A 25375-nucleotide genomic window follows, 5' to 3' on the forward strand; every position below is an offset into this window, starting at 1 on the left:
GCCGACCAGTCAACGGCGTGAGGGGTGGCCGGTGGGGATGCCAGACGTGCTCTGTCTCGGTGAGACCATGGCCATGTTCGTGCCCGCCGAGCCCGGTCCGCCCGCCGAGGTGACCACGTGGCACCGGACCGTCGGTGGCGCGGAGTCCAATGTGGCCTGTCACGTCGCGGCACTCGGTCTGCGGCCCGCGTGGGTGAGCGCGGTCGGCGACGACGCGTTCGGCACGGCCGTCGTGTCCACGATCGCCTCCTTCGGCGTCGACGTGTCCGGCGTGACCGTCGACCCGGAGCGGCCGACCGGCCTGTACGTCAAGGAACGTGACGCCTCCGGCAGCCCGGTCCGCTACTACCGCCGCGGTTCCGCCGCCTCGGGCATGGCGCCCGCACTGCTCGACGGACTGGTCCTCGACGGCGTGCGGGTCGTGCACACCAGCGGGATCACACCCGCGCTGTCGGACAGCTGTCTCGCGCTGATGCGGCGGCTCATGGGCGCGCCGAGAACCTTCACGCTGTCGTTCGACCTCAACTGGCGGGCTCCGCTGTGGACCGGCCGCGACCCGTCGGTGCTGCGGGAGCTGGCGTCGGCCGCGGACATCGTGTTCGTCGGCGCCGACGAGGCCAAGCTCGTGTGGGACGTTGAGGAACCGGCGCGGATCCGCGCGCTGCTGCCGGCACCGGCGACGCTCGTGGTCAAGCAGGGTGCGGCGGGCGCGACCCTGGTCGAGGGGGACACCGAGCTGTTCCAGCCCGCGCTGACGGTCGACGTGGTCGAACCGGTCGGCGCCGGTGACGCGTTCGCCGCCGGGTTCCTGTGGGCGACGCTCGCCGGGTGGTCGCCCCGGCGGCGGCTGCGGGCCGGGCACCTGCGGGCCGCGACCGCGCTGCGCACCCACCACGACGTCGGCCCCTCGCTGCCGGACGCGTACGTCTACGCCATGCTCGACGCGTCCGAGGCCGAGTGGGCCGCCGCGTACGTGACCGGAGAGTCGTCGTGAGTCAGAGCCTGGACCGAGCGCTGGTGCTGCTCGACGAGCTGGCGAACGGCCGGCGCACGCTGGACCAGCTGGCCGAGCGGCTGGCCGTGCACAAGACGACGGTGCTTCGGTTGCTGCGCACGCTCGAGTCGCACCGGTTCGTGCAGCGCGACGGGGTCCGCTACTACCGGCTCGGCACGTCGCTGTTCGAGCTGGCGTTCCGCGCGCTCGACGAGCGGGACGTGCGGCGCAGCGTCGAGCCCGCGCTGCGTGCGCTGAACGCCGAGACCGGGCACACCGTGCACCTCGCGTCCTACGAGGACGGTGAGGTGATCTACATCGACAAGTGCGAGAGCAGGCACAACGTGCGGATGTACTCCCGCATCGGCCGCCGCGCGCCGCTGCACTGCACGGCGGTGGCGAAGGTGCTGGTCGCCGCGTTGCCGGCGGACCAGCGCGCGGCGGTGGCCGCGTCGCTCACGTACGAGAAGATGGCGGCGAACACGATCACGACCCCGCGCGCCTACCTGGCGGAGCTCGCTCACGTGGCGGAGCGCGGCTACGCGATCGACAACGAGGAGCACGAGGAGCACATTCACTGCGTGGCGGCGCCGGTGCGCGGCGCGCGGGGTGAGGTGCTCGCGGCGATGTCGCTGTCGGTGCCGCAGGTCGTGCTCGACCTGGACGGCCTGCTGGAGCTGGTGCCGGCACTGCTGGCCGCGGCCTCGGCGGCGTCCGCCGAGTGTGGTTACCCGGAAACGAGGAGGAACAGCTGATGGCGAAGGTCGCGATCCACCCGGAGGGCGCCAAGATCCCGACGGTGCCGCTCACCCATGGCATCCGCAAGGGCAACATCCTGCAGGTGGCCGGTCAGGTGGCCTTCGACCCCGCGACGAACGAGATCGTCGGGACCACGGTCACCGAGCAGACCCGCCGGGTCATGCAGAACGTGCGGGCGATCCTCGAGGCGGGCGGCGCCACCCTCGACGACGTGGTCATGTGCCGCGTCTACCTCACCGACGTGGCCCACTTCGGTGAGCTGAACGACGCGTACCGCGAGTTCTTCGAGGAGTCCTTCCCGGCCCGCACGACCGTGTACGTCGGCCTCCCGGAAGGCCTGCTGGTGGAGATCGACGCCATGGCCGTCCTGGAGTAACCGGTCCCATGTCCCATGGATCTTTGCGCGAGGGTCTGGGCCTGACCAGCTGTGACCTCAGGGGAACGTGACGGCACTCAACCACCAACCACCCGCGGTCCGAGGATGCGCTGGGTCGATACCCACACTGAGAAATTCCGGGAGGCGGACTAGCCTTTCGATAGGTTTATGTCGATAATCGATGCATGATCGGTGTGCATCGGGCCGTTGTGGTTCCGCTCCGCGTGTTCCTCGTGGTGTTGTTCGGGGTTCTCGTCGTGTTCCAGACGCTGTCGTTGCCAGGGCAGTTCGCCCATATGGCCAGGGAAAACCCGAACGACGCACCGCTGCGGTGGCCTGCGACAGTGATCGCGATCTTCCTCGTGCTGTGTGTGCAGGTGGTGATCGTGGCGACGTGGCAGCTGCTCAGCATGGTCCAGAAGGACCGCATCTTCACCGAGGACGCGATGAGGTGGGTGAACGCGATCGTGCTGGCCATCGCCGCGGGGTGGGCGGTGCTCGTCGGGGTGTTCGTGTTCGTGGGGGTCAACGCGGACGACCCCGGGATGCCGATGGTGTTGCTCCTGATGACGACGGGGGTCACCGTGCTGGGACTGCTGATGGTGGTGATGCGCGAGCTGCTGCGGTCCGCCACCACACTGCGCACCGACATGGACTCGGTGATCTGATGCCGATCGTCGTGCGCATCGACGTCGAGCTGGCCAAGCGCAAGATGAGCGTCGGCGAGTTCGCCGAGCGGGTCGGGCTCACCCCGGCGAACGTGGCGGTGCTGAAGAACGGCCGTGCCAAGGCGGTGCGCTTCTCCACCCTGGAGGCGATGTGCCGGGTGCTGGGCTGTCAGCCCGGCGACCTGCTCGAGTGGGTCGACGAGTGACACCACCCGTTTGACCCGCCGGTACAGTCCCGAGGATGTCCGACGACTCACCGCTCGACCGGCTGAACGCCGAGGAGCCCGCGGCCGCCGAGCACGATCTGCTCGCGTGCTGCGCGTCCCGCCGCTGGGCCGACGAGGTCCTCGCCCGGCGCCCCTACCACGACCTCGCCCAGCTGCGGAGTGTCTCCGAGCAGGTCCTCCGCGCGCTCGACTGGGCCGATGTGGACCAGGCCCTCGCCGCCCACCCGCGCATCGGGGAACGCGCCACCGGGACGGGCACGGAGGCCGCGTGGTCACGCGAGGAGCAGGCGGGTGCGACCCCGGACGAGGACCTCGTGGCAGGCAACGTCGTCTACGAGGAACGGTTCGGGCACGTCTTCCTCATCTGTGCCACCGGCCTGACCGGCGAGGAGATGCTGACCGCGCTCCGCACGCGCCTCGCCAACGATCCGGCGACCGAACGCGACGTGGTCCGCGACGAGCTGCGCAAGATCGTCGACCTGCGCCTCGGGAAGGCGTTCGGCTCATGAGTCTCTCCACCCACGTTCTGAACACGAGCGAAGGGCGTCCCGCCGAGGGCGTTCCCGTGCGCCTCGAACTGCACGACGCGGGCTGGCGCACCATCGCCGACGGGCACACCGACGCCGACGGGCGCATCTCCGGCTGGGACACCGAGGAGCCGGGGACCTACCGGCTCGTCTTCGAGATCCGCGGCGAGTTCTACCCCGAGGTCACCGTCGCCTTCCGGGTCACCGACGACAGTCACTACCACGTGCCGCTGCTCTTCAGCCCGTACGGCTACTCGACATATCGGGGGAGTTGATCAGTGATGACCGATCAGGACATCCGTCTTGGTGACAACCAGTACGGCAAGGCCGAGACCCGTCTCGTCCGGGTCGACCGTGGCGGTGACCGCCACGTGGTCACCGACCTCAACGTCAGCACCGCCCTGGCTGGCGACCTCTCCGCAACGCACCTGACCGGCGACAACGCCGGCGTGCTGCCCACCGACACGCAGAAGAACACGGTCTACGCGTTCGCCCGCGACGGAGTCGGCGAGATCGAGGCGTTCGCGCTGCGGCTCGCGCGGCACTTCGTCGACAGCACCCCCACCATCCACCGCGCCAGGGTGAAGATCGAGCAGTACAGGTGGGAGCGGATCGGGGACCGGGACCACTCGTTCGTGCGCGGCGCGGGCACCCGCACCGCCACCGTCACCTACGACGGCACGGCCGCGACCGTCGTGTCCGGCGTGGACGACCTGGTGCTCATGAACACGACGGGGTCGGAGTTCCACGGGTTCCACAACGACGAGTACACGACGCTGCCCGAGACCCACGACCGCATCCTCGCGACCGCCGTGTCGGCGCGGTGGCGGCACGGCGCTGCGGAGAACGCCGACTGGACCGGCTCGCACCACACCGCGTGCAGGCACCTGCTTGACGCGTTCGCCGACACGCATTCCCTGTCGCTGCAGCAAACCCTGTACGCGATGGGCGAGCAGGTGCTGCGGCACCGCGACGAGCTGGTCGAGGTGCGGCTGTCGCTGCCGAACAAGCACCACTTCCTCGTCGACCTGTCGCCGTTCGAGCTGGACAACCCCGGCGAGGTGTTCTTCGCCGCCGACCGGCCCTACGGGCTCATCGAGGGCTCGGTCGTGCGGGACGGCGCTCCCGACGCGGGGCTGGCGTGGTGGTGACCATGGACTTTCTCCGTCCGTCCACACTGGACGAAGCACTGGCCGTGAAGGCAGAGCACCCGGACGCCGTACCCATCGCGGGTGGCACGGACGTCATGGTGGAGCTGAACTTCGACGTCCGCCGCCCGGCCGCGCTGCTCGACCTCGGCGGGGTCGCCGAGCTGTCGCGGTGGTCGCTGGAGGACGGGCACGTCCGGCTCGGCGCTACCGTGCCGTACGCGCGGGTAGTGACCGAGCTGGGCGAGCACCTGCCAGGTCTTGCGATGGCGTCCCGCACGGTCGGGTCGCCGCAGATCCGCAACCGGGGCACGGTCGGCGGCAACCTCGGTTCCGCCTCGCCCGCCGGGGACGCGCACCCGCCGCTCGTGGCCGCCGCGGCCGGCATCGAGGTGGCGTCCACGCGCGGCAGCAGGACCGTCCCGGCACGGGAGTTCTTCCACGGCCCCAAGAAGTCCGCGCTCGAACCCGACGAGCTGATCGTCGCGGTCCTGGTGCCGACGGCCGCCGGGCCGCAGCAGTTCGCCAAGGTCGGCACCCGCAACGCGATGGTCATCGCCGTCTGCTCGTTCGCGGTCGCGCTCGACGTGGCCGGCAAGGGCGTCGGCACCGGCATCGGGTCGGCGGGACCGACCCCGTTGCGGGCGCTGGAGGCCGAGGAGTTCGCGGCCACCGAGCTGCCATGGGACGACATCGGTGGCGGGAAACCGTTGCCGGACAACATCGCGCGGGCGTTCGGCGAACTGGTCGGCGCCGCCGCGCGCCCGATAGACGACGTGCGCGGGAGCGCGGCCTACCGCCGCCACGCGCTGTCCGTGCTCGCCCGCCGCACACTCGGCTGGGCCTGGCAGGAGGTTGGGAAGTAGAGATGCGGGTCAACGTGGAGGTCAACGGCGAGCAGCGCACCGCCGACGACGTGTGGCCGGGCGAGAGCCTGCTGTACGTCCTGCGGGAGCGACTCGGCCTGCCCGGCGCCAAGAACGCCTGTGAGCAGGGCGAATGCGGCTCCTGCACGGTCTACCTTGACGACACGCCCGTGTGCGCGTGCCTCGTCGCCGCCGGTCAGGTCGAGGGCCGGTCGGTGCGTACCGTCGAGGGGCTCGGCACCGAGGACGAGCTGGATCCCGTGCAGGACGCGTTCGTTCGCACCGGCGCGGTCCAGTGTGGCTTCTGCACCCCGGGGCTCATCGTCGCGACGCACGAGCTGGTGCACCGCAAGCCCGACGCGAGCGACGCGGAGATCCGCGAGGCACTCGCCGGGAACCTGTGCCGCTGCACCGGGTACGAGAAGATCCTGGACGCCGTCCGCCTCGCGGCGCAGACCGTGCGGGAGCAGGCGTGAGGACCATCATCGAGAACGCGGCGATCGCGACCGTCGACGGATCCGAGGGCGCGGGCACCGAGTACCGGAACGGGCATGTCGTCGTCGACCGCGGCGTGATCGAGGCCGTCGGTGACGGCCCGGCGCCGCCCGGCCTGGACGCCCAGCGCTACGTCGACGGCACCGGCTGCCTCGTCACGCCCGGCTTCGTCAACACCCACCACCACCTCTACCAGTGGGCCACCCGCGGCTACGCCCAGGACTCGACGCTGTTCGAGTGGCTCACCGAGCTGTACCCGGTGTGGGCAGGCATCGACGAGAAGATCGTGCACACCGCGGCCGTGGCGGGCCTCACCCGGCTCGCCAGCACCGGCTGCACCACCGCCGCCGACCACCACTACGTCATCCCGCGCGACGGCGGTGACGTGTTCGGCGCGACCGTCGAGGCCGCCCGCCAGGTCGGCATCCGGCTGCACGGGGTGCGCGGGTCCATGGACCGCGGCGAGTCGGCGGGCGGGCTGCCGCCGGACTCGATCGTCGAGACCCTGGACGGCGCGCTGTCCGGCACCGCGGAGGCCATCGACCGGTTCCACGATCCGTCACCGGGTTCGTTCGTGCGGGTCGCGGTCGGGCCGTGCTCGCCGTTCTCGGTGAGCGAGGACCTCATGCGCAAGGCCACGGAACTGGCGCGGGACAAGGGCGTCCGCCTCCACACCCACCTCGCGGAGACCCTCGACGAGGAGCGCCAGTGCCTCGAAGAGTACGGCTGCACCCCGGCAGAGCTGGCCGACCGGCTGGGCTGGCTCGGTGAGGACGTGTGGTTCGCGCACGGCATCCACTTCTCCGACGACGCGGTCGCCCGGCTCGGCGCGACCGGCACCGGGGTGGCGCACTGCCCGACCTCCAACTCCCGCCTGGGTGCCGGCATCGCCCGCGTCCAGGATCTCGTGCACGCCGGTGTGCCGGTGGGGCTCGGCGTCGACGGCGCCGCGTCCAACGAGGACGGCGGGCTGGGCATCGAGCTGCGCCAGGCGGTGTACCTGGCCAGGCAGAAGAATGGGCCGCACTCGGCCACCGCCCGCGACGGGCTGTGGCTCGCCACCCGGGGTGGCGCCCGCGTCCTCGGCCGCGAGGCCGAGATCGGCTCCCTCGAGGTTGGCAAGCAGGCCGACCTGGCCGTGTGGCGGCTGACCGGCATGAACCACACCGGCATCGCCGACCCCGTCGCAGCGCTGGTGTTCGGCGCGCTGCCGCCACTCGCGCTGCTGCTCGCGGGCGGCAGGGTGATCGTCGAGGACGACGAGGTACGCACCGTGTCCGAATCCGACGCGGCGACCGCACTGGCCGTCGCGTCGCGAGTGCTGGCGGAGAAGCGATCATGACCACCACACAGCAACCTCTCGTCACGAACGTCACCGGCGGGGTGGGCGACAGCCCGCTGCGGCCCGACGGCGCGCAGAAGACCCGAGGCGAGTTCGCGTACTCGTCCGACCTGTGGGCCGAGGACATGCTGTGGGGTGCCACGCTGCGCAGCCCGCACCCGTACGCCCGCATCAAGGGCGTGGACATCACCGAGGCACTGAAGCTGCCCGGCGTGTACGCGGTGCTCACCCACGAGGACGTGCCCGGCGACAACATCTACGGCCTCGAGCACCCCGACCAGCCGGTGCTCGCCGTGGACATCGTGCGCTACCAGGGGGAACCGGTCGCGATCGTCGCCGCCGACCACCCCGAGACCGCACGCCGCGCCGCCGACCGCATCGTCGTCGACTACGAGGTGCTCACCCCGGTCACCGACGCCGAGGCCGCGATGCGCCCGGAGTCGCCGGTCCTGCACCCGTCGCACGAGGGCGGCAACATCGTGCGCCACGCTCCCATCCGGTACGGCGAGGAGTCACCGACCGCGGACGTCGTGGTCTCCGGCGAGTACACGGTCGGCATGCAGGACCAGGCCTTCCTCGGCCCGGAGTCCGGGCTCGCGGTGCCCGCCGAGGACGGCGGCGTCGACCTCTACATCGCCACCCAGTGGCTGCACGCCGACCAGCGGCAGGTGACGAAGGCACTGGCGTTGCCGGAGGACAAGGTGCGGCTGCACCTCGCGGGCGTCGGTGGCGCGTTCGGCGCGCGCGAGGACCTGTCGATGCAGATCCACGCGTGCCTGCTCGCGCTGCACACCGGCAAGCCGGTCAAGATCTCCTACGGCCGCGAGGAGTCGTTCTTCGGGCACGTGCACCGCCATCCCGCGCTGATGCGTTACGAGCACGGCGCCACCCGCGACGGCGACCTCGTCTACGTCAGGGCGGAGATCATCCTCGACGGCGGCGCGTACGCGTCGACGACGGCGGCGGTCACCGGCAACGCGGCCACGCTCGGGGCAGGGCCCTACCGGGTGCCGAACGTGCGCGTCGACGGCTACGGCGTCTACACGAACAACCCGCCGTGCGGTGCCATGCGCGGGTTCGGCGCGGTGCAGGCGTGCTTCGCCTACGAGTCGCAGATGGACAAGCTCGCCGCCGCGCTCGGCATGGACCCGGTCGACCTGCGGATCCGCAACGCAGCCGAGCGCGGTACCACCATGCCGACCGGGCAGGTGATCGACGCGCCCGCGCCGGTCGCGGAGCTGCTCGAACTGGTGCGCGCCAAGCCGATGCCCGCGACCCCGACCGGCCCCCGGGACCTGCGCGAACTGCCGGGCGGGGTCTCCAACACCACGCACGGCGAGGGGGTCGTGCGCGGGGTCGGGTACGGCGTCGGCATCAAGAACGTCGGCTTCTCCGAGGGTTTCGACGACTACTCCACCGCCCGCGTGCGGCTGGAGGTGATCGCGGGCGAGCCGGTGGTGTCCGTGCACACGGCCGCCGCGGAGGTCGGTCAGGGCCTGGTCACGCTGAAGGCGCAGATCGCGCGGACCGAGCTGGGGGTGCAGCGGGTGCAGATCCAGCCGTCGAACACGTTCGTCGGCAGCGCGGGGTCCTCGTCAGCGTCGCGGCAGAGTTACGTCACAGGCGGCGCGGTCAAGGCGGCGTGCGAGGAGGTCCGCGACCGTGTGCTGGAGCTGGCCGCCGTATGCGGGTTCGATGCGACGGGGCTCGCGGGCGGGAAGGTCGTGTCGGCAACGCACGAGGTGCTCGCGGACCTCGTCGACGTGCTCGGTGACGAGGTCGTCGAGCGGACCGTCGAGTGGCGGCACCGGCCGACCCAGCCCCTGGACCCGGTGACGGGGCAGGGTTTCGCGCACGTGCAGTACGCGTTCGCGGCGCACCGCGCGGTCGTCGACGTCGACGTGGAGCTGGGGCTCGTGCGGGTGGTGGAGCTGGCGTGCGCGCAGGACGTCGGCCGTGCCATGAACCCGGACGGGGTGCTCGGGCAGATCCAGGGCGGATCCGCGCAGGGCCTCGGGCTCGCGGTGATGGAGGAGATCCAGGTCTCCGACGGCGTGGTGCGCAACCCGTCGTTCACCGACTACCTCATCCCCACGGTGCTGGACATGCCGCCGATGTTGATCGACGTGCTCGAACGGGCGGATCCCCATGCGCCGTACGGGTTGCGGGGCGTGGGGGAGCCGCCGACCCTGTCGTCGACGCCCGCGATCGCGGCCGCCATCCGCGCGGCGACCGGCTTGGCGCTGACCCGGGTTCCGGTGCGGCCAGAACACATCGTCGGAGCGTGACGAAATCACCCGCGGGGAGGGGTTTTCGTGACCTGGACACTAGTAGTGTGGTGATTACGGACCGCCATTGGCAGTGGTAATGGCGTTCCGTGCTGGCTCGAGCGTGCGCCGATGATCGCTACCAACAGTAGTTCACCTGAATGGCCTAGCTGCCAACACATAGGGTGTTCGCGTTGGCGGTGATCGGTCCCCTTTTGGACGCAGAGGGGGTTGCGCATTCACTGGTAACGTCACGACCCCTGATCGGAGAAGGACAACCTCGATGACTTGGCCGCTGGCAGGCTCCAGTGGATCGATCTGAGCTTGCGCGTGCGTTGGCGGGGGCGCTGGCACAGGTCATCTACGTTGCGCGGTCGCGCGAAGATGTCGAGGGTGAGCTGGCAACCGCTCTCGACGTGCTCGCCGACGCCGCGGCGGCGGAGCCGTACGCCGAGCAGCCGGTGCTGAACGTCGCGAACCGGTTGGTGGCGCTGGGTTTCGTCGGCTCCGAATGCATTGACGTGATCATCAAGGTACTGGGTGAGCGGATGCCGAAGCTGTCCGGGGTGTCGGACCTCGTCGGCCTGCCGGGGCGCCTCGCGAACGTGTTCGGCTCGCTCGCCAAGGGTGTCGCGGACGGCATGCGGCACCGGCTGTTCGAGGAGCAGGAAGGGCTGACGCTCGCGCTGATCCGCGCCCGCGAGAACGCGGAGATCGCGTTACGGGACAGCGAAGCGCGGTTCGAGGAGATCTTCTCCACATCCAGCGTCGGCATGGCCATCACCGATCTCGAGTTCGGCATCCTCCGCACCAACCGCGCACTCGCCGACATCCTCGAGCACCGGGGCGGAAAGCTCGCCGTGCGACGACTCGACGAGATCTTCCACCCGAACGACGTCGACTACCTGCGGCTGCGGTACCAGGTGCTGCTCGAAGCGGACTCGCTGCCGTTCCGCGAGCGGCGAAGACTCGTCAAGAGCGACGACGAGGAGGCACTGGTCTTCCTGTCGGCGTCGGTGCTGCGGGCGCCGACCGGCGAGCCGAAGTTCTACGTCACGGCTGTCGAGGACGTGTCGGACCGCCACTTCCTGGAGAACCAGCTCCAGTTCCAGGCCACCCACGACTCGCTGACCGGGCTCGCGAACCGGCCCCGGTTCGTCGGCAGGTTCGAGGAGGCGCTGTCGGGCGAGGCCGCGGCCGACGAGATCACCATGCTGCACCTTGACCTCGACGGCTTCCACGCGGTGAACGACGGCCTCGGCCGCGACGTCGGCGACCGCGTGCTGCAGACCGTCGCCATGCGCCTGACCGACGTGTTCGGAGGCGAGAACGCGACGGTCGCGAGGTTCGACGGCGACGAGTTCGCCGTGCTGGTGGAACACAAGGCGACCACCCCGTCGTGCGAGACGATGGCGTCCCGCATCAACGAGAAACTGGCCGAACTCGTGTTCGTCGGCGACCACGGCGTCGCGACCACCGCCACGATTGCCGTGCTGCACCAACCATCACCCGGCGCGACGCCCGCGGAACTGTTGCGTGCCACCGACATCACGCTGCGCAGGCTGAAGAAGACCGGCCGGCGCCAGTGGGGCATGGTCGACGAACAGCAGAACATGGCCGATCGCGAGCGGTTCAACCTCGCCAGCTCCATGCCCGGCGCCTGGGACAACGGCGAGATCGAGCTGGAGTACCAGCCGGTCGTGTCGTACGCGACGGGCAAGGTCGTTGCCGTGCAGGCGTTGATGCGGTGGGACCACGTGGACGGGCCACTGGGCCACGACCGGTGCCTGCAGGTGCTGGCCGAGACCGGTTTCGAGCTGCCGATCGGGCGGTGGATGCTCGGGCGCGCGTGTGCCGACCTGAAGGAGATGCCGGGGCGGCCGGTGCTCTACGTGGAGCTGACCCGTGAGTTCGCCGGGGATCCGGACCTGGTGTCCACCGTGCAGGCGGTCCTGGCTGACGCGGGCCTGGCACCCGGCCAGTTGCGGATCGGGATGCCCGTACAGGCGCTGTGCATGCTGGACGGGCTGGCCGAGGACAACCTGCGCGTGCTCGCCGACATCGGGATTTCGCTGGTGCTGCACGAGTTCGGGACCACCAGCGGGGACCTGGCCTGCCTCGAGGACCTGCCCGTCATGGCGGTGAAGCTGGCCTCCAGGGTGGCGGCCCGGATCGCCGACGAGGGGTCATTGTTCACCCGGATGGTCCGGGAGCTGGTGCCGCTGGTCAAGAGCCGCGGCGCGGGGATCATCGTGGGCGACGTGGACGGGGACGACCAGTTCGAGTGGTGGCGTGCCGTCGGCGCCGACCAGGTGCAGGGGCCGAGGGTCGGGCTGCCCGGGCCGCCCGAGGATCTCCCGTTGAACTGATCTCTTCCTTGTTCGCAGTGTGGACCCGAACGACGCTTTCCTTGCTGGGTTTGCCTCCGGCGGCTCCTCGCCGGAGGGGCAGGTCGACGGGATGGCAGGGAGCCCCTTGGTGGCGGACTGGCGCGATGTCCCGAAAGGCGCTTTCAGGGCGTTGGACGTCCCAAAGGCGCCTAATCAGTTCTGGGAGTCGGCCGTCGGGCAGACTCTTGGGTTGGTGGCCGACTGGCGGGTGAGCACTCTGAGCGCCTGGGCGTTGAGTCCTGACGAAAGATCGTGCCCTTGCTGGTAGGTCGGGAGAGCTGAATCGCTGCTGGGATGTCGTGCCCGTTGCTGGTCGGCGTGAGCACTGCTTGATTAGGTCGCTGATGGTTCTCCCGCTGGCTGCTGTGGTGATCGGTGTCGAGAATCGGGAGGATCGTTGCGGCTGTTCGTAGGGGATGACTGGGCTGAGGACCACCACGATGTGGAGGTGATGGACGGGTTCGGTCGCCGGTTGAGCAGGGCTCGGCTGCCTGAGGGTGTGGCGGGGATGGCCCGGTTGCACGCGATGGTGGGTGAGTTGGTCGGTGACGAGGTGGATGAGGATGTGGAGGTGCTGGTCGGGATCGAGACCGATCGGGGCCCGTGGGTGGCGGCGTTGGTGGCGGCCGGCTACACGGTGCTGGCGGTTAATCCGTTGCAGGCGGCCAGGTTCCGTGACCGGTTGGGCGTGTCGGGGGCCAAGAGCGACGCCGGTGACGCCCATGTCCTGGCCGACATGGTCCGCACCCACTCCCACGAGCTGCGGCCGGTCGCTGGGGACAGCGCGGAGGCAGTGGCGGTCAAGGTCGTGGCCCGCACCCACAAGACCCTGATCTGGGAACGGACCCGTCACACCCAGCGGTTGCGGCACGCGCTGCGGGACTACTTCCCCGCCGCGCTGCTCGCGTTCGAGGACCTCGACGCCGCCGACACCCTGGAACTGCTGACCAAGGCACCCACCCCGGCCAAGGCCGCCCGGCTGACCACCACACAGATCAGCGCCGCGCTCACACGTGCCCGCCGCCGCAACGTCGCGGAGAAGACCGAGCTGGTCCAGGCCGCGCTGCGCGCCGACCACCTCGGTCAACCCGAGGTCGTGACCAGCGCCTACGCCGCCTCGGTGCAAGCGCTCATCGCGGTCCTGACCGTGCTCAACACCCAGGTCAAGGCCATGCAGGGGCAGCTCGAGGCCCATTTTGGCCGGCACCCGGCCGCTGAGATCGTGCTGTCCCAGCCCGGTCTGGGACCGATCCTCGGCGCCCGGGTGCTCGCGGAGTTCGGCGACGACCCCACCCGCTACGCCACCGCCAAAGCCCGCAAGAACTACGCGGGAACCTCACCGATCACCCGCGCGTCGGGCAGGAAGAAGGTCACCCTGGCCCGGTTCGTCCACAACGACCGGCTCATCGACGCGCTGCTAGCCCAGGCGTTCTCCGCGCTCAACCACTCGCCCGGAGCACGCGCCTACTACGACAAACAACGCGCCCGCGGCAGCAGCCACAACGCCGCCCTGCGCCAACTCGCCAACCGACTCGTCGGCATCCTCCACGGCTGTCTCCGCAGCCGCACCCACTACAACGAGACAACCGCCTGGACTCATCACACCGAGCCAGCCGCTGCTTGACATCTACGCTCCTGGGATGTCTTTCGTGGCACCAACTCCGGGTGTCACCCTGTGGACGTCGGGCTCGGGTTCGCCATCCGTGCGGGCAACCGCACGGTCGGCGCGGGCACCGTCCAGGAACTGCTCGACTAGCGGGCGGTGACGGCGTGGTCCGGTAGGTCGGCATGAGCGACCTGCCGGACCACCTCACGCACGAGAGGTGTTGCTCGATAGCGGCCTGTGCGGCGCCGGGCACTGGGGCGACGGAGGCAGCCAGGGTTACGGTGAGTTCCTAACGCAACGCTTTAAGTGAGCGTTAGCGGTTCACAACCGGACGCGCCAGGGTGAAGCGGATGATTCGGGTGGAAAGTCGGCGGATTCCACAACGTGAGATTGTCGCGGCGAGTTACTTAGTGTAGCTAAGGATATTCGCTCCGCGTGGCCGATCGATTACCGCGAGAATTTTTGCCGTTTTCCCGGTTGAACTGGCAATCGGCCTAGTCAATTTCAGGCAGCGGCAGGTGCCGGGGCGAGCGCGGCGATCCCAGCGTCGGTCAGCGCCGCGGGCACCAGTTCCCCCCGGGTGCCCTGCTGCGCGGGCGCGATGAAGCCATCGTGTGCGAGCGTGTGAGCCAGGTACTGGTCACAGCAGGGCACACCATCGATGAACAGGTCAGGCTCGGCTGAGCAGCTGATGTGCGCACGACCTGCGACAACCGCTCTCAGCATGGATAGGGCTCTGTGGTTCAGACCTTCTGGTAGTGCGGACATCGTGTTCCCCTGAGTTGACGTTCCCTGCGGAGTTATGTCTATCACTCGGCACCGACAATTCGTGGGACGCGTGATGGACCTATTTGGTTTCATCGAACTTCCTCACGGATTGTTACCAACAAAGAGTACCCCGCGTCCACCCAGATACGCTGTATGCCCGAAAGGGCTACCCCTCGAGACCCAGCGTGCGAAGAGGTTCCCGACGTCGTTGGCCATGGCCCGGTCGAAGTCGGCCGGGGGCCACATCCACCCATTCGTGCTGATGATCGATCATGGTTCGCTCATCGACGCGTGCATCCCGAGGAGCACCGCCACCACGTCGTGGTCGTCCGCGAGCCTGCCCGCGGTCGCGTGCAGCAGCTCCAGATACTCCTTCTGCCTCTTCGGCGTGAACTCGCCGGCCGGGCCGGACACCGACAGCGCGGCGAGCGGCTGTTCCTTCACGGTCACCGGCACGGCGAGGCACCTCAGTCCCGCGCTGTTCTCGGTGTCGTCGACCGCGTAGCCGCGCCGCCCGGTCCGCCTGACCTCCTTCGACATCTCGTCGAGCGAGGTGATCGTGCGGTCGGTGCGTGCGGGGAACGGCTCGGCGGGCAGATGCGCGGGCAGCCGCCCCGCCGCGACCCCGGCGAGCAGCATCTTGCCGAGGCCGGTGGAGTGCGTGCTGTCCCGCGCGCCGGGGCTGGTCTCGAACCGCAGCGGCCGGTCGGGCTGCCGCACGCACACGTGCACGACCTCACGCCCGTCCAGCAGACCCAGGTTGGCCGTCTGCTGCGTCTCGCGGGCCAGCTCGTCCAGGTAGGACCCGGCCGCGGCCGAGAAGTCCACACTGGACACGTACGCGTCCGCGAGTGCCATCACCTTGTGACCCAGCCGGTAGGCGGGCCGTTCGTCCACCCGGACCACGAACCGCATCTCGGTCAGCGCGGCCAGCAGGCGCACCAGCGTGCTCTTGGGCAGTCCGGTGTGCTCGTGCATGCCGGTCAGCGTCATCGGCGACGGCGCGGACGCCAGCAGGTCCAGCAGCACGAGCCCACGGGTCAGCGCGTGGGTGTGGTAGTTCGCGCTCTTGGGCCCGAGCTGGTCGCCGGTCCTTGCCGGGCGCGCCCCACGGGTCTTGGTCGCCATCGTTCACCTCTCGAGCAGGTCGTACCGCGTGCCGGTGAGTAGGAGGTCACTCACCTGACCACCATGCGGTTGGTCAACGTGCCAAGCCCGCCGATGGTCACCGACATCTCGTCGCCGGCCTCGAGGTACTCGCCGGTGGCCGCGCCGACGCCGGCCGGGGTGCCGGTCATGATCACGTCACCGGGTTCGAGCGTCATCAGCGTGGACGCGAACGACACCAGCTCGGCGACCGAGAAGATCATGTCCTTCGTGGACCCGTCCTGGCGCCGTTTTCCGTTCACGTCGAGCCGGATGTCCAGCGCCTGCGGGTCGGGCACCTCCTCCGGGGTCACCAGCCACGGGCCCATGGGCGCGAACCCGTCGAGCCACTTGCCCGCCAGCCAGTCGAAGAACCTCACGTGCTTGTCGCCGGTGTCGCGTTCGTAGCCGAAGTCCATCGACCGCGCGGACACGTCGTTGGAGGTGACGTAGCCGCCGACGATGTCGAGCGCCCGCCCGACCGGCACGTCCCGCGCGGTCGCGCCGATCACCACGGCCAGTTCGGCCTCCCAGTCGACCTCCTTGCCGACCGACGGCACCGGGATGTCCGCGCCGGGGCCGACGATGCTGGTCGGTGGTTTGAGGAACAGGCGTGGCGACCGGCGGGACTTGTCGAGCGGGTCACCGCCCGCCTCGGTCATGTGGTCCTGGTAGTTCGCGGCGGCCGCGAGGAGCTTGCCGGGTCGCAGCAGCGGCGCCAGCAGCTCGACGTCCGCGAGCGGGAACGCGGGTCCGGCCGCGGTCGGCTCGTTCCGCCCGGACAGGAGCGCGGTCAGGTCGCCGTTGCCGAGTGGCTGCACGACCGTGCCGTTCTCGACGAGCCTGCCGTGGCGGATCTCCTCGTCGTGCCGGAACGTCACGAGTTTCATCGGATTCCTCCTGAGGGTGGCTCCGCGAAATGGCGTTCCACGCGGGGATGCTAAGCCAGTCGTTGGTACCGTGCAAAGCTGATGGGCTTCCTCGTCTGGAAGGGCATTTCATGTCTCGTTCGCAAGCCTGGTACGCCGGAGACGACCGCAACGCCTACATCCACCGGGCGTGGATGCGGAGAGGATTGCCGAGGGACGCCTTCGACGGGCAGCCGCACATCGCGATCGCCAACACCGCGTCGGACCTCACGCCGTGCAACGCGCACCTGACCGAGGTGGCGAAGTCCGTGGCGGACGGCGTCTGGGCGGCGGGCGGGGTGCCGTTGCACCTGCCGACCGTGTCGCTCGGGGAGACGCTGATGCGGCCGACCGCCATGCTGTTCCGCAACCTCGCGGCGATGGCGACCGAGGAGGTGCTGCGCGCCAACCCGATCGACGGCGTCGTGCTGCTCGGCGGGTGCGACAAGACGATCCCGGCGCTGCTGATGGCGGCGTGCTCGGTCGATCTGCCCGCGCTGGTGGTGCCGGGCGGGCCGATGCTGACCGGCCACTTCCGAGGCACGCCGCTCGGCTGCGGCACGGACGTGTGGCGACTGTCCGAAGAGGTCCGCGCGGGCACACTGTCGCGAGAGGACTTCATGCGCTCGGAGTCGTCGATGATCCGCAGCCGGGGCCACTGCAACACCATGGGCACCGCGTCGACGATGGCGTGTGTGACCGAGGCGCTCGGCATGACGATCCCGGGGCTGGCCGGCACGCCGGCACCGGACAGCGGGTTGCTGGAGCTGGCGCACCAGTCGGGCAGGCTGTCGGTGTCGATGGTCGCCGAGGAGCGCAGGCCCAGCACAGTGCTCACGCGTGAGTCATTCCTGAACGCGATCGTGGCGCTGGCCGCGATCGGCGGGTCGACGAACGCGGTCGTGCACCTGCTGGCGATCGCAGGACGGCTCGGCGTGCCGCTCGAACTGGAGGACTTCGACAACGTGGGCGCCGGGGTACCGCTGCTGGTGGACCTGCAGCCCGCGGGCAAGCACCTGATGGACGACCTGCACCGCGCGGGCGGCCTGCTCGCCGTGCTGCGTGAGGTGGCGGACCTGTTGTCCCCGTCAGCGATGACGGTCACGGGCACGCCGCTGGTGTCCTACCTGCCCTCCGCCGCGATCCACGACGAGTCGGTGATCCGCCCCAGGTCGGCGCCGTTGCAGGAGTCGGCGGGCATCGCCGTGCTGCGCGGCAACCTGGCCCCGTCCGGCGCGGTGATCAAACCGGCGGCGGCCACGCCAGGGTTGCTGACCCACCGGGGCACGGCGGTGGTGTTCGACTCGATCGAGGACCTCAACGCCCGCATCGACACGGTCGAGGACGAGAACGCGATCCTGGTGCTGCGCGGGTGCGGCCCGAAGGGCTATCCGGGGATGCCGGAGGTGGGTAACTTCCCGCTGCCCGCGCCGCTGCTTGCCAAGGGCGTGCGGGACATGGTCCGGATCAGCGACGCGCGGATGAGTGGCACGGCGTACGGCACGGTGGTGCTGCACGTGGCGCCGGAGGCGGCGGCGGGCGGGCCGCTCGGCCGGGTGCGGACCGGTGACGTGGTGGTGCTGGATGTGCCGAACCGGCGGCTCGAGGTGGAGGCCGACCTGTCGGCGCGCCCACTGTCGCCCGAGGCGCAGGCCGCGTTCGCCGCGCCGGAGCGGGGCTGGCAGCGGCTGTACGTCGACCACGTGCTGCAGGCCGACCGCGGCGTGGACCTCGACTTCCTGGCAGGAAGCGGCCAAGCGACCCCTACGCGGGAGTCGCACTGAGTTATCGTGTCCGCCCTACCTGGGGGTGAGACTGATGCGCCGATCGTTGTCCCGCGCCGCTGTCCTTTCCGTACTCGGTGCCGTGCTCGGTATCGGCGCGGCGCCCGCCGCCGCCGCGGTGTGCACGCCGACCGCGCTGCCGAACCTGCCGGGCGTGTCGCTGTACGAGGTCACGGGAACCGACCACGCTGGCACCTACGTCGCGCGCGGCGCCGACGCGGACGGGCCGGCCGGCGTGGTGTGGCAGGACGGGCAGGTCTCCCGGCTGCCGAACGGCTTCGTGCCGTTCGACATGAACCGTGCCGGCCTGATGTCGGGGAACGTGTCGGTGGCGGGCTTCCCGACGTCCTACCAGCGGTCCGCGCTCATGCGGCTCGACGGCACGACCACGTACCTCACGACGGCGTACTCGACCGCGGCGGCGGGCATGAACGAGCGGGGCGACGCGGTCGGCTGGGTCTACCCGGACCACCCGGTGATCCACTTCGCGGCGCTGTGGCCATCGGGCGCGACGGAGTACGACGTTCTCGACCCGTCCTGGTACGTCCCGGTCGACATCGACGACGACGGCGTGAGCATCGGCAAGCCGCAGGACGAGACGCAGCCGCAACGGATCTGGCGCTTCGACGGGACGGTCGTGCGGAACTACGGCCCGTACCCGGCTGGTCACTCCTCGATCGACCTCGCCGACATCGACGACGGCTCGGTCGCGGCGACGCGCACCCGTCCGGACGGCCGGTTCGAGGTCGTGGTGATCGACGTCGCCACCGGCGCGGTGACCGCGTTGCCGGGTTCGGCGTCGGGCACGCCGCTGGAGATCGAGAACGGCGTGGTCGTCGGCAGGGGGCCCCATGGCGCGACGATGTGGCGCCCGTCCGGCGCGACGGTCCTGCCCGCGCCATCGGGACTGACGACCCGCGAGGCGACGGCGCTCAACGACGACGGCACCGAGGCGGCCGGGATCAGCACCACGGCGAGCGGCGAGGCCGTGGCCACCGTGTGGCGCTGCGGGTAGCGGAGTCAGGCTCGTCGTACCGTGAACTCCACGGTGCCGCGGCTGCGGAGCACGGTGACCCCGTTGCGGGCGATCGTCTCCGCGCCGGAGCACGTCACCGAGCCGTCGATGGCCACCACCGCCTCGCCGGAGGGCGCGCGGAACGTCACCGCACCGTCCACAGCGGCCACGACCTCGGCCGTCGCGTACGCGATGCGCATGCCGCCCGTCGTCACCCCGAGCGGCAGCATCAGCCCCCGGCGGCCGGGCAGTTGCAGCGGCTCGCCGCCGAACAGCGGCATCCCGCCCTCGGTCACCGTGAACCGCTGGTCGTAGCCGGACACGTTGAGCGCGTGCAGGATCCGCGCACCCTCGCCGTCGGTGGTGGTCATCAGCACGACACCGGGGACCGCCGCGTTGTGCCGCAGGCCGGGTTCCGTGCCGAGCGCGATGAACGCCGTGCGCCACAGCCTGAGGTCGCACTCGTAGTCGGTGGCCAGTACGACGGCGCGCCCTGCGCCCATCGGCACGTCGAACCCGCAGCCGTGGCCGGTCGACAGCTCTCGCAGGACCGTCTCCCCGGCGCTGGGCTCGTACAGCTCCGCCCAGCCGACCCGGGTCTCCGGTCGCGGCGACGCCCAGCCGTGCGCGGTGACCGACGAGAAGAACTCCGGCGTGCCGCGCACCGTCCCGAGTGGACGCAGGCCGAGTGCGTCACGCAACACCGTGCATGGCACCCCTGCCATGTCGCGTGACGGCACCCGGCCCGCGAGCAGCAGCCTGCCGCCCGAGGTGAGGTAGTCGGCCAGCGTCTGCTGGACCTCGGCGGGCAGGTGGGTGGTGCCCGCCATCGCGAGCACGGGGGTGGTGGCCGGATCGAGCCCCTTCTGGACGTTCACCGCGCCGAACCGGAACCCGCCGAGCAGCATGGCCCGCGCGAGAACGCCGCGTGGCCCAGCACCCCGGGTGCCGACCACGTCGTCCAGTACCGACTGGACGGCCGCGCTGCCCGGGTAGTGGTACTCGGTCAGGTAATGGTCGGGCACGAAGCCGATCACGACCTCGTCGTGCTCCTCCCACATGCCCGCGAGCACCGGCGCGACCGCCCGTGCCGCGCGCAGGACCCGCTTCGTCGGTCCGTACACCGGGTTGAGCTGTCCCTCCGGCCCCACCGGCGCGGCGAACCCGTGCCGCTGACCGGTGAACGCGATCCGGTCGTTGCCGTCGCCGACTGGCTCGTCGAGCGGCGGGTTCACCCCGCCAGTGAACAGGTAGTAGTTGAGCAGCTTGTTGCCCTGCGCCAGGCACATCCGCGTCTTGAGGTCGACCGCCGACGGGTCGTACTGGCGGGACAGGTCGCTGCCGTAGTCGCCGGTGCCCGCCTCGAACTCCATCGACGTGAGCGGCTGGTCGCCGTCGTGCACGGCGTCGCAGAAGGCGTTCACCAGGTACAGGTCGGCCGCGTTGGCGACGGTCAGCTCGCCGAGGTAGATGTCCGTGCCGGACAACGTGTTCGGCACGCCGGAGTAGCTGTCCATCAGCTGGCTGATGCCGATCGGGAACGTCTCGGCCTTGCCGCCGTCGGTGCCGTGGATGTTCACCACGAACGGCACGCCGGTGATGCCGGACTCCTCGGCGTAGGTGCGCAGTTCGTGGAAGTAGCGGGCGAACCGGTCACGCATGAACTCGCCGAGGTCGCGCATCAGCGCGGGTGCGTGCTCCTCGTCAGGGGACCGGAAGTCCATGATGAACGGGTAGTCGCGGTCGTGCTTGGTGAGCCACTCGCGGAAGTCGTCGAGCAGGTGGTCGGTGAGGTCGGGCGAGTTGCTGACCCACGCGAGCATGCCGACCTCGTTGTCCAGCTGCACCGCGATCACCGGACCGCCCTTGCCGTGCAGCCGGTCCGCGATCACCGGCATGACCGCCCGGTACCACTCGCGTGCCGCGGCGAGGAAGGCAGGCGCGAGGTAGTCGACCGTCCTCGTCGGCGCGGGCTTGCCGTCCCAGCCGGTTGGCGCGATCTCCGGGTGGTCGCGGTAGAGGCGGTAGGGCAGGCCCTCGTTCTTCATCTCCGCCATCACGAACGGGCCTGGCCGGGCGATCACGTGGAAACCGTTCTCGTGGCACAGGTCGAGGAACGCGCCGAGGTCACGTTCTGGCCGCGTCCTGCCGGTGACGTCGACCGTGCCGTCCGGCAGCTCGTGCCACAGCCACGGGATGTAGGTGGCGATCGTGTTCAGGCCCGCGGCCTTCGCCTTGTCGAGCCGGTCCTGCCAGTCGTCTCTCGCGAGCCGGAAGTAGTGGACCTCGCCGGACAGCAGCAGCACGTCCTCGGCGTCCACGAGGATTCGCTTGCCTTGGTAGTGCACGGTGTCGACCATGCTCTCCGCTCCCGATCGCTCGGCCCGCCTATTGCGGTAGGCGCTGGTAGAGGGTTAACCTCCGGTAAATGGAAGCGCATACAGGATGCGCTTACATCGGCAACCGTAGTGGTCGGGGCCGCAACGGACAAGGCACGTGCTGGCACGGGTCGGGGGTGCCGGCACGGTCGCCGGTCAATGGTGTGCGGAGGTGCAAGGTGGCAGCACGCTGGCGTCTTCTCGTAGCGGCGATGGCCGCTGCGGTGGGCATGGGATCGGTCGCGTGTTCGGCCGGTTCGACCGAAGCGGAGGGGCTGACCGCGGACGGCCTGGTCCCCTTCATCAACATGGGCGACTACGCGCCGGGCGCGTCCCCGCAGCGCAACTTCAACCCGTTCTCGCCCAACAAGGCGGTCGTCGGGTTCACGTTCGAGACGCTGTACCAGGTGGACGGTTTCAACTGCGCGGAGACGCCGTGGCTCGCCACCGCGTACCAGTGGGAGGGCACGCGGAAGCTGACCTTCACGCTGCGCGACGGTGTGAAGTGGCACGACGGCAAGCCGTTCACCGCCGACGACGTCGTGTTCACCTACGAGATGATCAAGGCGAACCCCGCGCTCGACCTCATGGGGGTCGGCCCGGTCCTCGAGTCGGTCACCGGTCATGGCTCGACCGTCACCATGGAGTTCACCTCACCCGCGGTGCTGCTGTTCGCCAAGATCGCCAAGGTCGAGATCGTGCCGAAGCACATCTGGGAGAAGGCGGGCGACCCGGTCCGGTTCACCAACGACGACGCGATCGGCACCGGCCCGTACCGCGTGAAGACGTTCAACGCCAGGCAGATGGTGCTCGATCGCGACCCTGGTTACTGGCAGGCCGACAAGGTCAAGGTCAAGGAACTGCGGTTCACGCACTCGCCGGAGGGGCAGGTCGACCAGCTGCGGCTGGAGCGTGGCGAGTACGACATGAACTCCATGTTCGTGCCGGACATCGAGAAGGTCTACGTCGCGAAGGACCCGGAGCACAACAAGTACTGGTTCTCGCCGGGTGGCGTGATCAGCCTGTACATGAACCTCACCAAGGCCCCGTTCGACGACGTGGCGTTCCGCAGGGCGCTGACCTCCGCGTTCGACCGGCAGGGCATCGCCGACAAGGCGCAGTTCGGGTACGTGGAGACCGCGAGCCAGGCCGGGCTCATCCTGCCCAACCAGGAGGAGTGGCTGGACGGCGACATCCAGGACGGCGGGAAGATCGCCTACGACGTCGGCAAGGCGAAGAAGGCGCTCGACGACGCCGGGTACGAGCTGGACGGGGACAACCGCAGGCTGGGCAGGGACGGCAAGCCACTGGAGTTCGAGTTCACGGTCCCGACCGGCTGGAACGACTGGATCCAGGCCGCGCAGATCGTCAAGGGCGACTTCCGCGAGCTCGGCATCCAGGTCGACGTGGCCACCCCGCAGCAGGCCGCGTACGAGGCCGATCGCGCGGTCGGCAACTACGATCTGCTGTTCGGCGTGTACGGCGGGGACTGCAACATCCACAAGGACTTCGCCGACCCGCTCGCGTCCGCGCAGTCGGCCGAGATCGGCAAGCCGGCGGTGTCGAACTTCTCGCGCTGGCGCGACGACACCACCGACGGCCTGCTGAACACGCTCGCGTCGGCCGATGACGAGCAGTCGCAGAAGGAAGCCGTGCACGGGCTACAGCGGGTGATGATGGACGAGGTGCCGAACATCCCGCTGTGGTACGGCGCGAAGTGGTTCCAGTACCGCACGAAGCGCGTGACCGGGTGGCCGAGCGCCGAGGACCCGTACGGGGTCTCGACCGATGTCCTGCTGATCATCACCCGGCTCCGGCCGCCGGGGTCATGAGGTACTTCCTCCGCCGCACCGCGTTCTTCGTCATCACCCTGTGGGCGGCGGTGACGGTCAACTTCCTGATCCCCCGGCTCCAGCCGGGGGACCCGGCGGAGGCGATCGTCGGGCAGCTCACCGGGCAGGGACCGGTCGACCCGGACCAGATCCGCGCGGTGCGGCTGATGCTCGGCGTGCCGGACACGTCGCTGCTGTCGCAGTACTGGGACTATCTCGGCAGCCTGCTGCGCGGTGACTTCGGCATCAGCTACACGTACTTCCCGTACCCGGTGACGCACATGATCTCCGAGGCACTGCCGTGGACGCTGGTGCTGGTCGGTGTCACGCAGATCATCGGGTTCGCCGTCGGCACGGTGCTCGGGGCGTTCGCGGCGTGGCGGCGCAACTCGCGGTTCGACTCGTTCGTGACGCTCGGCTCGCAGTTCGTCGGGTCGCTGCCGTTCTTCTGGATCGCGCTGCTGTTGCTGTACCTGTTCGCGTTCACCACGAACTGGTTCCCGACCGCGGGCGGCCACTCGGTGGACGTCACGCCAACGTGGTCGTGGGCGTTCGTCGGGGACGCCATCTACCACGGCATCCTGCCCGCACTGTCCATTCTGGTCACCGCGCCCGCCGGGTGGATCATCGGGATGCGCAACAACATGGTGGCCTCGGTCGGCGAGGACTACACCCGCCTCGCGCGGGCGAAGGGCCTGAAGACGCGGCGGATCGCGCTCGCGTACGGCGCGCGGGTCGCGGTCCTGCCGAACGTCACCGGGTTCGCGCTCGCGCTGGGCGGCATCCTCGGCGGCACCGTCCTCGTCGAGACGATCTTCGACTACCCGGGGCTCGGCAGGCTGCTGATGGAGGCGGTCGGCGCAAGGGACTATCCGCTGATGCAGGCGCTGTTCCTGTTCATCACGGTGGGAGTGCTGCTCGCGAACCTGCTGGCCGACTTCCTGCTCGGCGTGCTGGACCCGCGCGTGCGGAAGGAGGCGACGTGAGCGGGGCGAACCATTGGGTACGGGTGAGCGGAGCGCTGACCAAGCCTTCCCGGGTGCCGCAGTGGCTGCGCATCCTGTGGGCCAACAGGAAGTCCCGTGTGGGCGTGGTGTTGCTGTCGGTGTTCGTGCTGGCCGCGATCTTCGCGCCACTGCTCGCGCCACACGACCCGGAGTCGACGGAGTTCGCGGCCTCGCTCCCCGTGAGCGGGGACCACTGGCTCGGCACCACGCAGCAGGGCCAGGACGTGTTCTCGCAGCTGATCCACGGCGCGCGGACCTCGCTTCTGGTCGGCCTCGTGGCCGGCGTGTTCTCGACGATCGTCGCGCTGCTGATCGGCATGACCGCCGGTTACCTGCGTGGCTGGGTCGACGAGTTCCTGTCCGGCCTGACGAACCTCGCGCTGGTGATCCCGGTGCTGCCGCTGATGATCACGCTTGCCGCGTACGCGCCGGTCCGCGGCGTGTGGCTGATCATCTTCGTGATCAGCGTGACCGGCTGGGCGTACGGCGCGAAGATCAAACGCGCGCAGATCATCACGTTGCGCACCAGGGACTACGTGACTGCCGCGAAGCTCGCGGGCGACGGGCCGCTGCGGATCGTGTTCCGCGAGATCATGCCGAACATGACCTCGCTCGTGGTGGTCGGCTTCATGGGCGCGGCCACCGCGGCCATCGGCGCGGAGGCGGGCCTTGAGTTCCTCGGCCTCGGCGATCCGACCACGATCAGCTGGGGCACGATGCTGTACTGGGCCGACAACGGTGGCGCGCTGCTCACCGGCCAGTGGCCGTGGCTGATCGCGCCGGGACTCGCGCTGACGATGCTCGTGACCGCGATGACCCTCGTCAACTTCGGCGTGGACGCGCTGAGCAACCCGGCGTTGCGGGAGGAGTGA

General features: G+C 69.8%; 23 protein-coding genes. 19 read left to right on the top strand and 4 right to left on the bottom strand.

What is annotated here, in order from left to right; all coding sequences use genetic code 11:
• The first annotated feature begins 37 nt into the window (after window positions 1-37).
• The 14 genes from WBA97_RS03925 (at window position 38) to WBA97_RS03990 (ending at window position 13683) form a co-directional block, all read left to right on the top strand.
• Window positions 38-994, top strand: coding sequence for a sugar kinase (locus tag WBA97_RS03925; protein ID WP_424229279.1), 957 nt, complete (start codon window positions 38-40; stop codon window positions 992-994).
• Entirely contained in the window at window positions 991-1749 is a 759-nt protein-coding gene (locus WBA97_RS03930) for an IclR family transcriptional regulator (protein WP_424229280.1), read from the top strand. Before WBA97_RS03925 ends, WBA97_RS03930 begins: the two co-directional genes overlap by 4 nt.
• On the top strand, window positions 1749-2129 hold the full coding sequence (locus WBA97_RS03935) for a RidA family protein (RefSeq protein WP_424229281.1): 381 nt from the start codon (window positions 1749-1751) through the stop codon (window positions 2127-2129). Before WBA97_RS03930 ends, WBA97_RS03935 begins: the two co-directional genes overlap by 1 nt.
• Before the next feature lie 185 nt (window positions 2130-2314).
• The gene (locus WBA97_RS03940; protein ID WP_424229282.1) at window positions 2315-2797 is read left to right on the top strand and encodes a DUF2975 domain-containing protein; all 483 of its coding nucleotides are present in this window, start codon (window positions 2315-2317) and stop codon (window positions 2795-2797) included.
• Window positions 2797-3003 (top strand): helix-turn-helix domain-containing protein, encoded by a 207-nt coding sequence (locus tag WBA97_RS03945; protein ID WP_101365704.1) that lies wholly within the window; start codon window positions 2797-2799, stop codon window positions 3001-3003. The genes WBA97_RS03940 and WBA97_RS03945 overlap by 1 nt, the downstream gene beginning before the upstream one ends.
• 35 nt (window positions 3004-3038) lie before the next feature.
• Window positions 3039-3533 (top strand): 2-oxo-4-hydroxy-4-carboxy-5-ureidoimidazoline decarboxylase, encoded by a 495-nt coding sequence (gene uraD, locus WBA97_RS03950; protein WP_424229283.1) that lies wholly within the window; start codon window positions 3039-3041, stop codon window positions 3531-3533.
• Window positions 3530-3826, top strand: coding sequence for a hydroxyisourate hydrolase (gene uraH / locus WBA97_RS03955; protein ID WP_424229284.1), 297 nt, complete (start codon window positions 3530-3532; stop codon window positions 3824-3826). Before uraD ends, uraH begins: the two co-directional genes overlap by 4 nt.
• A 6-nt stretch (window positions 3827-3832) precedes the next feature.
• Entirely contained in the window at window positions 3833-4702 is an 870-nt protein-coding gene (gene pucL, locus WBA97_RS03960; protein ID WP_424229285.1) for a factor-independent urate hydroxylase, read from the top strand.
• Between the two features lie 2 nt (window positions 4703-4704).
• The gene (locus tag WBA97_RS03965) at window positions 4705-5565 is read left to right on the top strand and encodes an FAD binding domain-containing protein (RefSeq protein WP_424229286.1); all 861 of its coding nucleotides are present in this window, start codon (window positions 4705-4707) and stop codon (window positions 5563-5565) included.
• A 2-nt stretch (window positions 5566-5567) separates the two neighbouring features.
• Window positions 5568-6041 carry a (2Fe-2S)-binding protein gene (locus WBA97_RS03970; RefSeq protein ID WP_424229287.1) on the top strand — a complete coding sequence of 158 codons (474 nt, stop codon included), beginning with the start codon at window positions 5568-5570 and terminating at the stop codon, window positions 6039-6041.
• On the top strand, window positions 6038-7402 hold the full coding sequence (locus WBA97_RS03975; protein ID WP_424229288.1) for an 8-oxoguanine deaminase: 1365 nt from the start codon (window positions 6038-6040) through the stop codon (window positions 7400-7402). The genes WBA97_RS03970 and WBA97_RS03975 overlap by 4 nt, the downstream gene beginning before the upstream one ends.
• The gene (pucD, locus tag WBA97_RS03980) at window positions 7399-9690 is read left to right on the top strand and encodes a xanthine dehydrogenase subunit D (protein WP_424229289.1); all 2292 of its coding nucleotides are present in this window, start codon (window positions 7399-7401) and stop codon (window positions 9688-9690) included. Before WBA97_RS03975 ends, pucD begins: the two co-directional genes overlap by 4 nt.
• A gap of 287 nt (window positions 9691-9977) precedes the next feature.
• On the top strand, window positions 9978-12038 hold the full coding sequence (locus tag WBA97_RS03985; RefSeq protein WP_424229290.1) for a putative bifunctional diguanylate cyclase/phosphodiesterase: 2061 nt from the start codon (window positions 9978-9980) through the stop codon (window positions 12036-12038).
• A gap of 424 nt (window positions 12039-12462) precedes the next feature.
• Window positions 12463-13683 (top strand): IS110 family transposase, encoded by a 1221-nt coding sequence (locus WBA97_RS03990; protein ID WP_424229320.1) that lies wholly within the window; start codon window positions 12463-12465, stop codon window positions 13681-13683.
• A 486-nt stretch (window positions 13684-14169) separates the two neighbouring features.
• On the opposite strand, the gene WBA97_RS03995 is transcribed toward WBA97_RS03990, so the two are convergent.
• From WBA97_RS03995 to WBA97_RS04005, 3 genes are all read right to left on the bottom strand, one after another.
• Window positions 14170-14391 carry a hypothetical protein gene (locus WBA97_RS03995; protein ID WP_424229291.1) on the bottom strand — a complete coding sequence of 74 codons (222 nt, stop codon included), beginning with the start codon at window positions 14389-14391 and terminating at the stop codon, window positions 14170-14172.
• A gap of 312 nt (window positions 14392-14703) precedes the next feature.
• Complete coding sequence (locus WBA97_RS04000) at window positions 14704-15561, bottom strand: IclR family transcriptional regulator (RefSeq protein WP_424229292.1); 858 nt, start codon at window positions 15559-15561, stop codon at window positions 14704-14706.
• A 50-nt stretch (window positions 15562-15611) separates the two neighbouring features.
• On the bottom strand, window positions 15612-16469 hold the full coding sequence (locus tag WBA97_RS04005) for a fumarylacetoacetate hydrolase family protein (protein ID WP_424229293.1): 858 nt from the start codon (window positions 16467-16469) through the stop codon (window positions 15612-15614).
• Window positions 16470-16579: 110 nt separating this feature from the next.
• On the opposite strand from WBA97_RS04005, the gene WBA97_RS04010 reads away from it, so the two are divergent.
• Both WBA97_RS04010 and WBA97_RS04015 read left to right on the top strand, forming a co-directional pair.
• Window positions 16580-18271, top strand: coding sequence for a dihydroxy-acid dehydratase (locus WBA97_RS04010; RefSeq protein ID WP_424229294.1), 1692 nt, complete (start codon window positions 16580-16582; stop codon window positions 18269-18271).
• 34 nt (window positions 18272-18305) lie between these two features.
• Window positions 18306-19286, top strand: a complete 981-nt coding sequence (locus tag WBA97_RS04015) for a hypothetical protein (protein ID WP_424229295.1) — start codon at window positions 18306-18308, stop codon at window positions 19284-19286.
• 5 nt (window positions 19287-19291) lie between these two features.
• Here the strand turns inward: WBA97_RS04015 and WBA97_RS04020 are convergent, their stop codons facing one another.
• Window positions 19292-21646 (bottom strand): beta-galactosidase, encoded by a 2355-nt coding sequence (locus tag WBA97_RS04020; protein ID WP_424229296.1) that lies wholly within the window; start codon window positions 21644-21646, stop codon window positions 19292-19294.
• A gap of 230 nt (window positions 21647-21876) precedes the next feature.
• On the opposite strand from WBA97_RS04020, the gene WBA97_RS04025 reads away from it, so the two are divergent.
• From WBA97_RS04025 to WBA97_RS04035, 3 genes are read left to right on the top strand one after another with little or no spacing between them, the layout of a single operon-like run.
• Window positions 21877-23496, top strand: a complete 1620-nt coding sequence (locus WBA97_RS04025; RefSeq protein WP_424229297.1) for an ABC transporter substrate-binding protein — start codon at window positions 21877-21879, stop codon at window positions 23494-23496.
• Window positions 23493-24482 carry an ABC transporter permease gene (locus WBA97_RS04030; protein WP_424229298.1) on the top strand — a complete coding sequence of 330 codons (990 nt, stop codon included), beginning with the start codon at window positions 23493-23495 and terminating at the stop codon, window positions 24480-24482. The genes WBA97_RS04025 and WBA97_RS04030 overlap by 4 nt, the downstream gene beginning before the upstream one ends.
• Entirely contained in the window at window positions 24479-25375 is an 897-nt protein-coding gene (locus WBA97_RS04035; RefSeq protein WP_424229299.1) for an ABC transporter permease, read from the top strand. The genes WBA97_RS04030 and WBA97_RS04035 overlap by 4 nt, the downstream gene beginning before the upstream one ends.

It is taken from the genome of Actinophytocola sp. (assembly GCF_049647105.1).
In the GTDB taxonomy this organism is placed as follows: domain Bacteria; phylum Actinomycetota; class Actinomycetes; order Mycobacteriales; family Pseudonocardiaceae; genus Actinophytocola.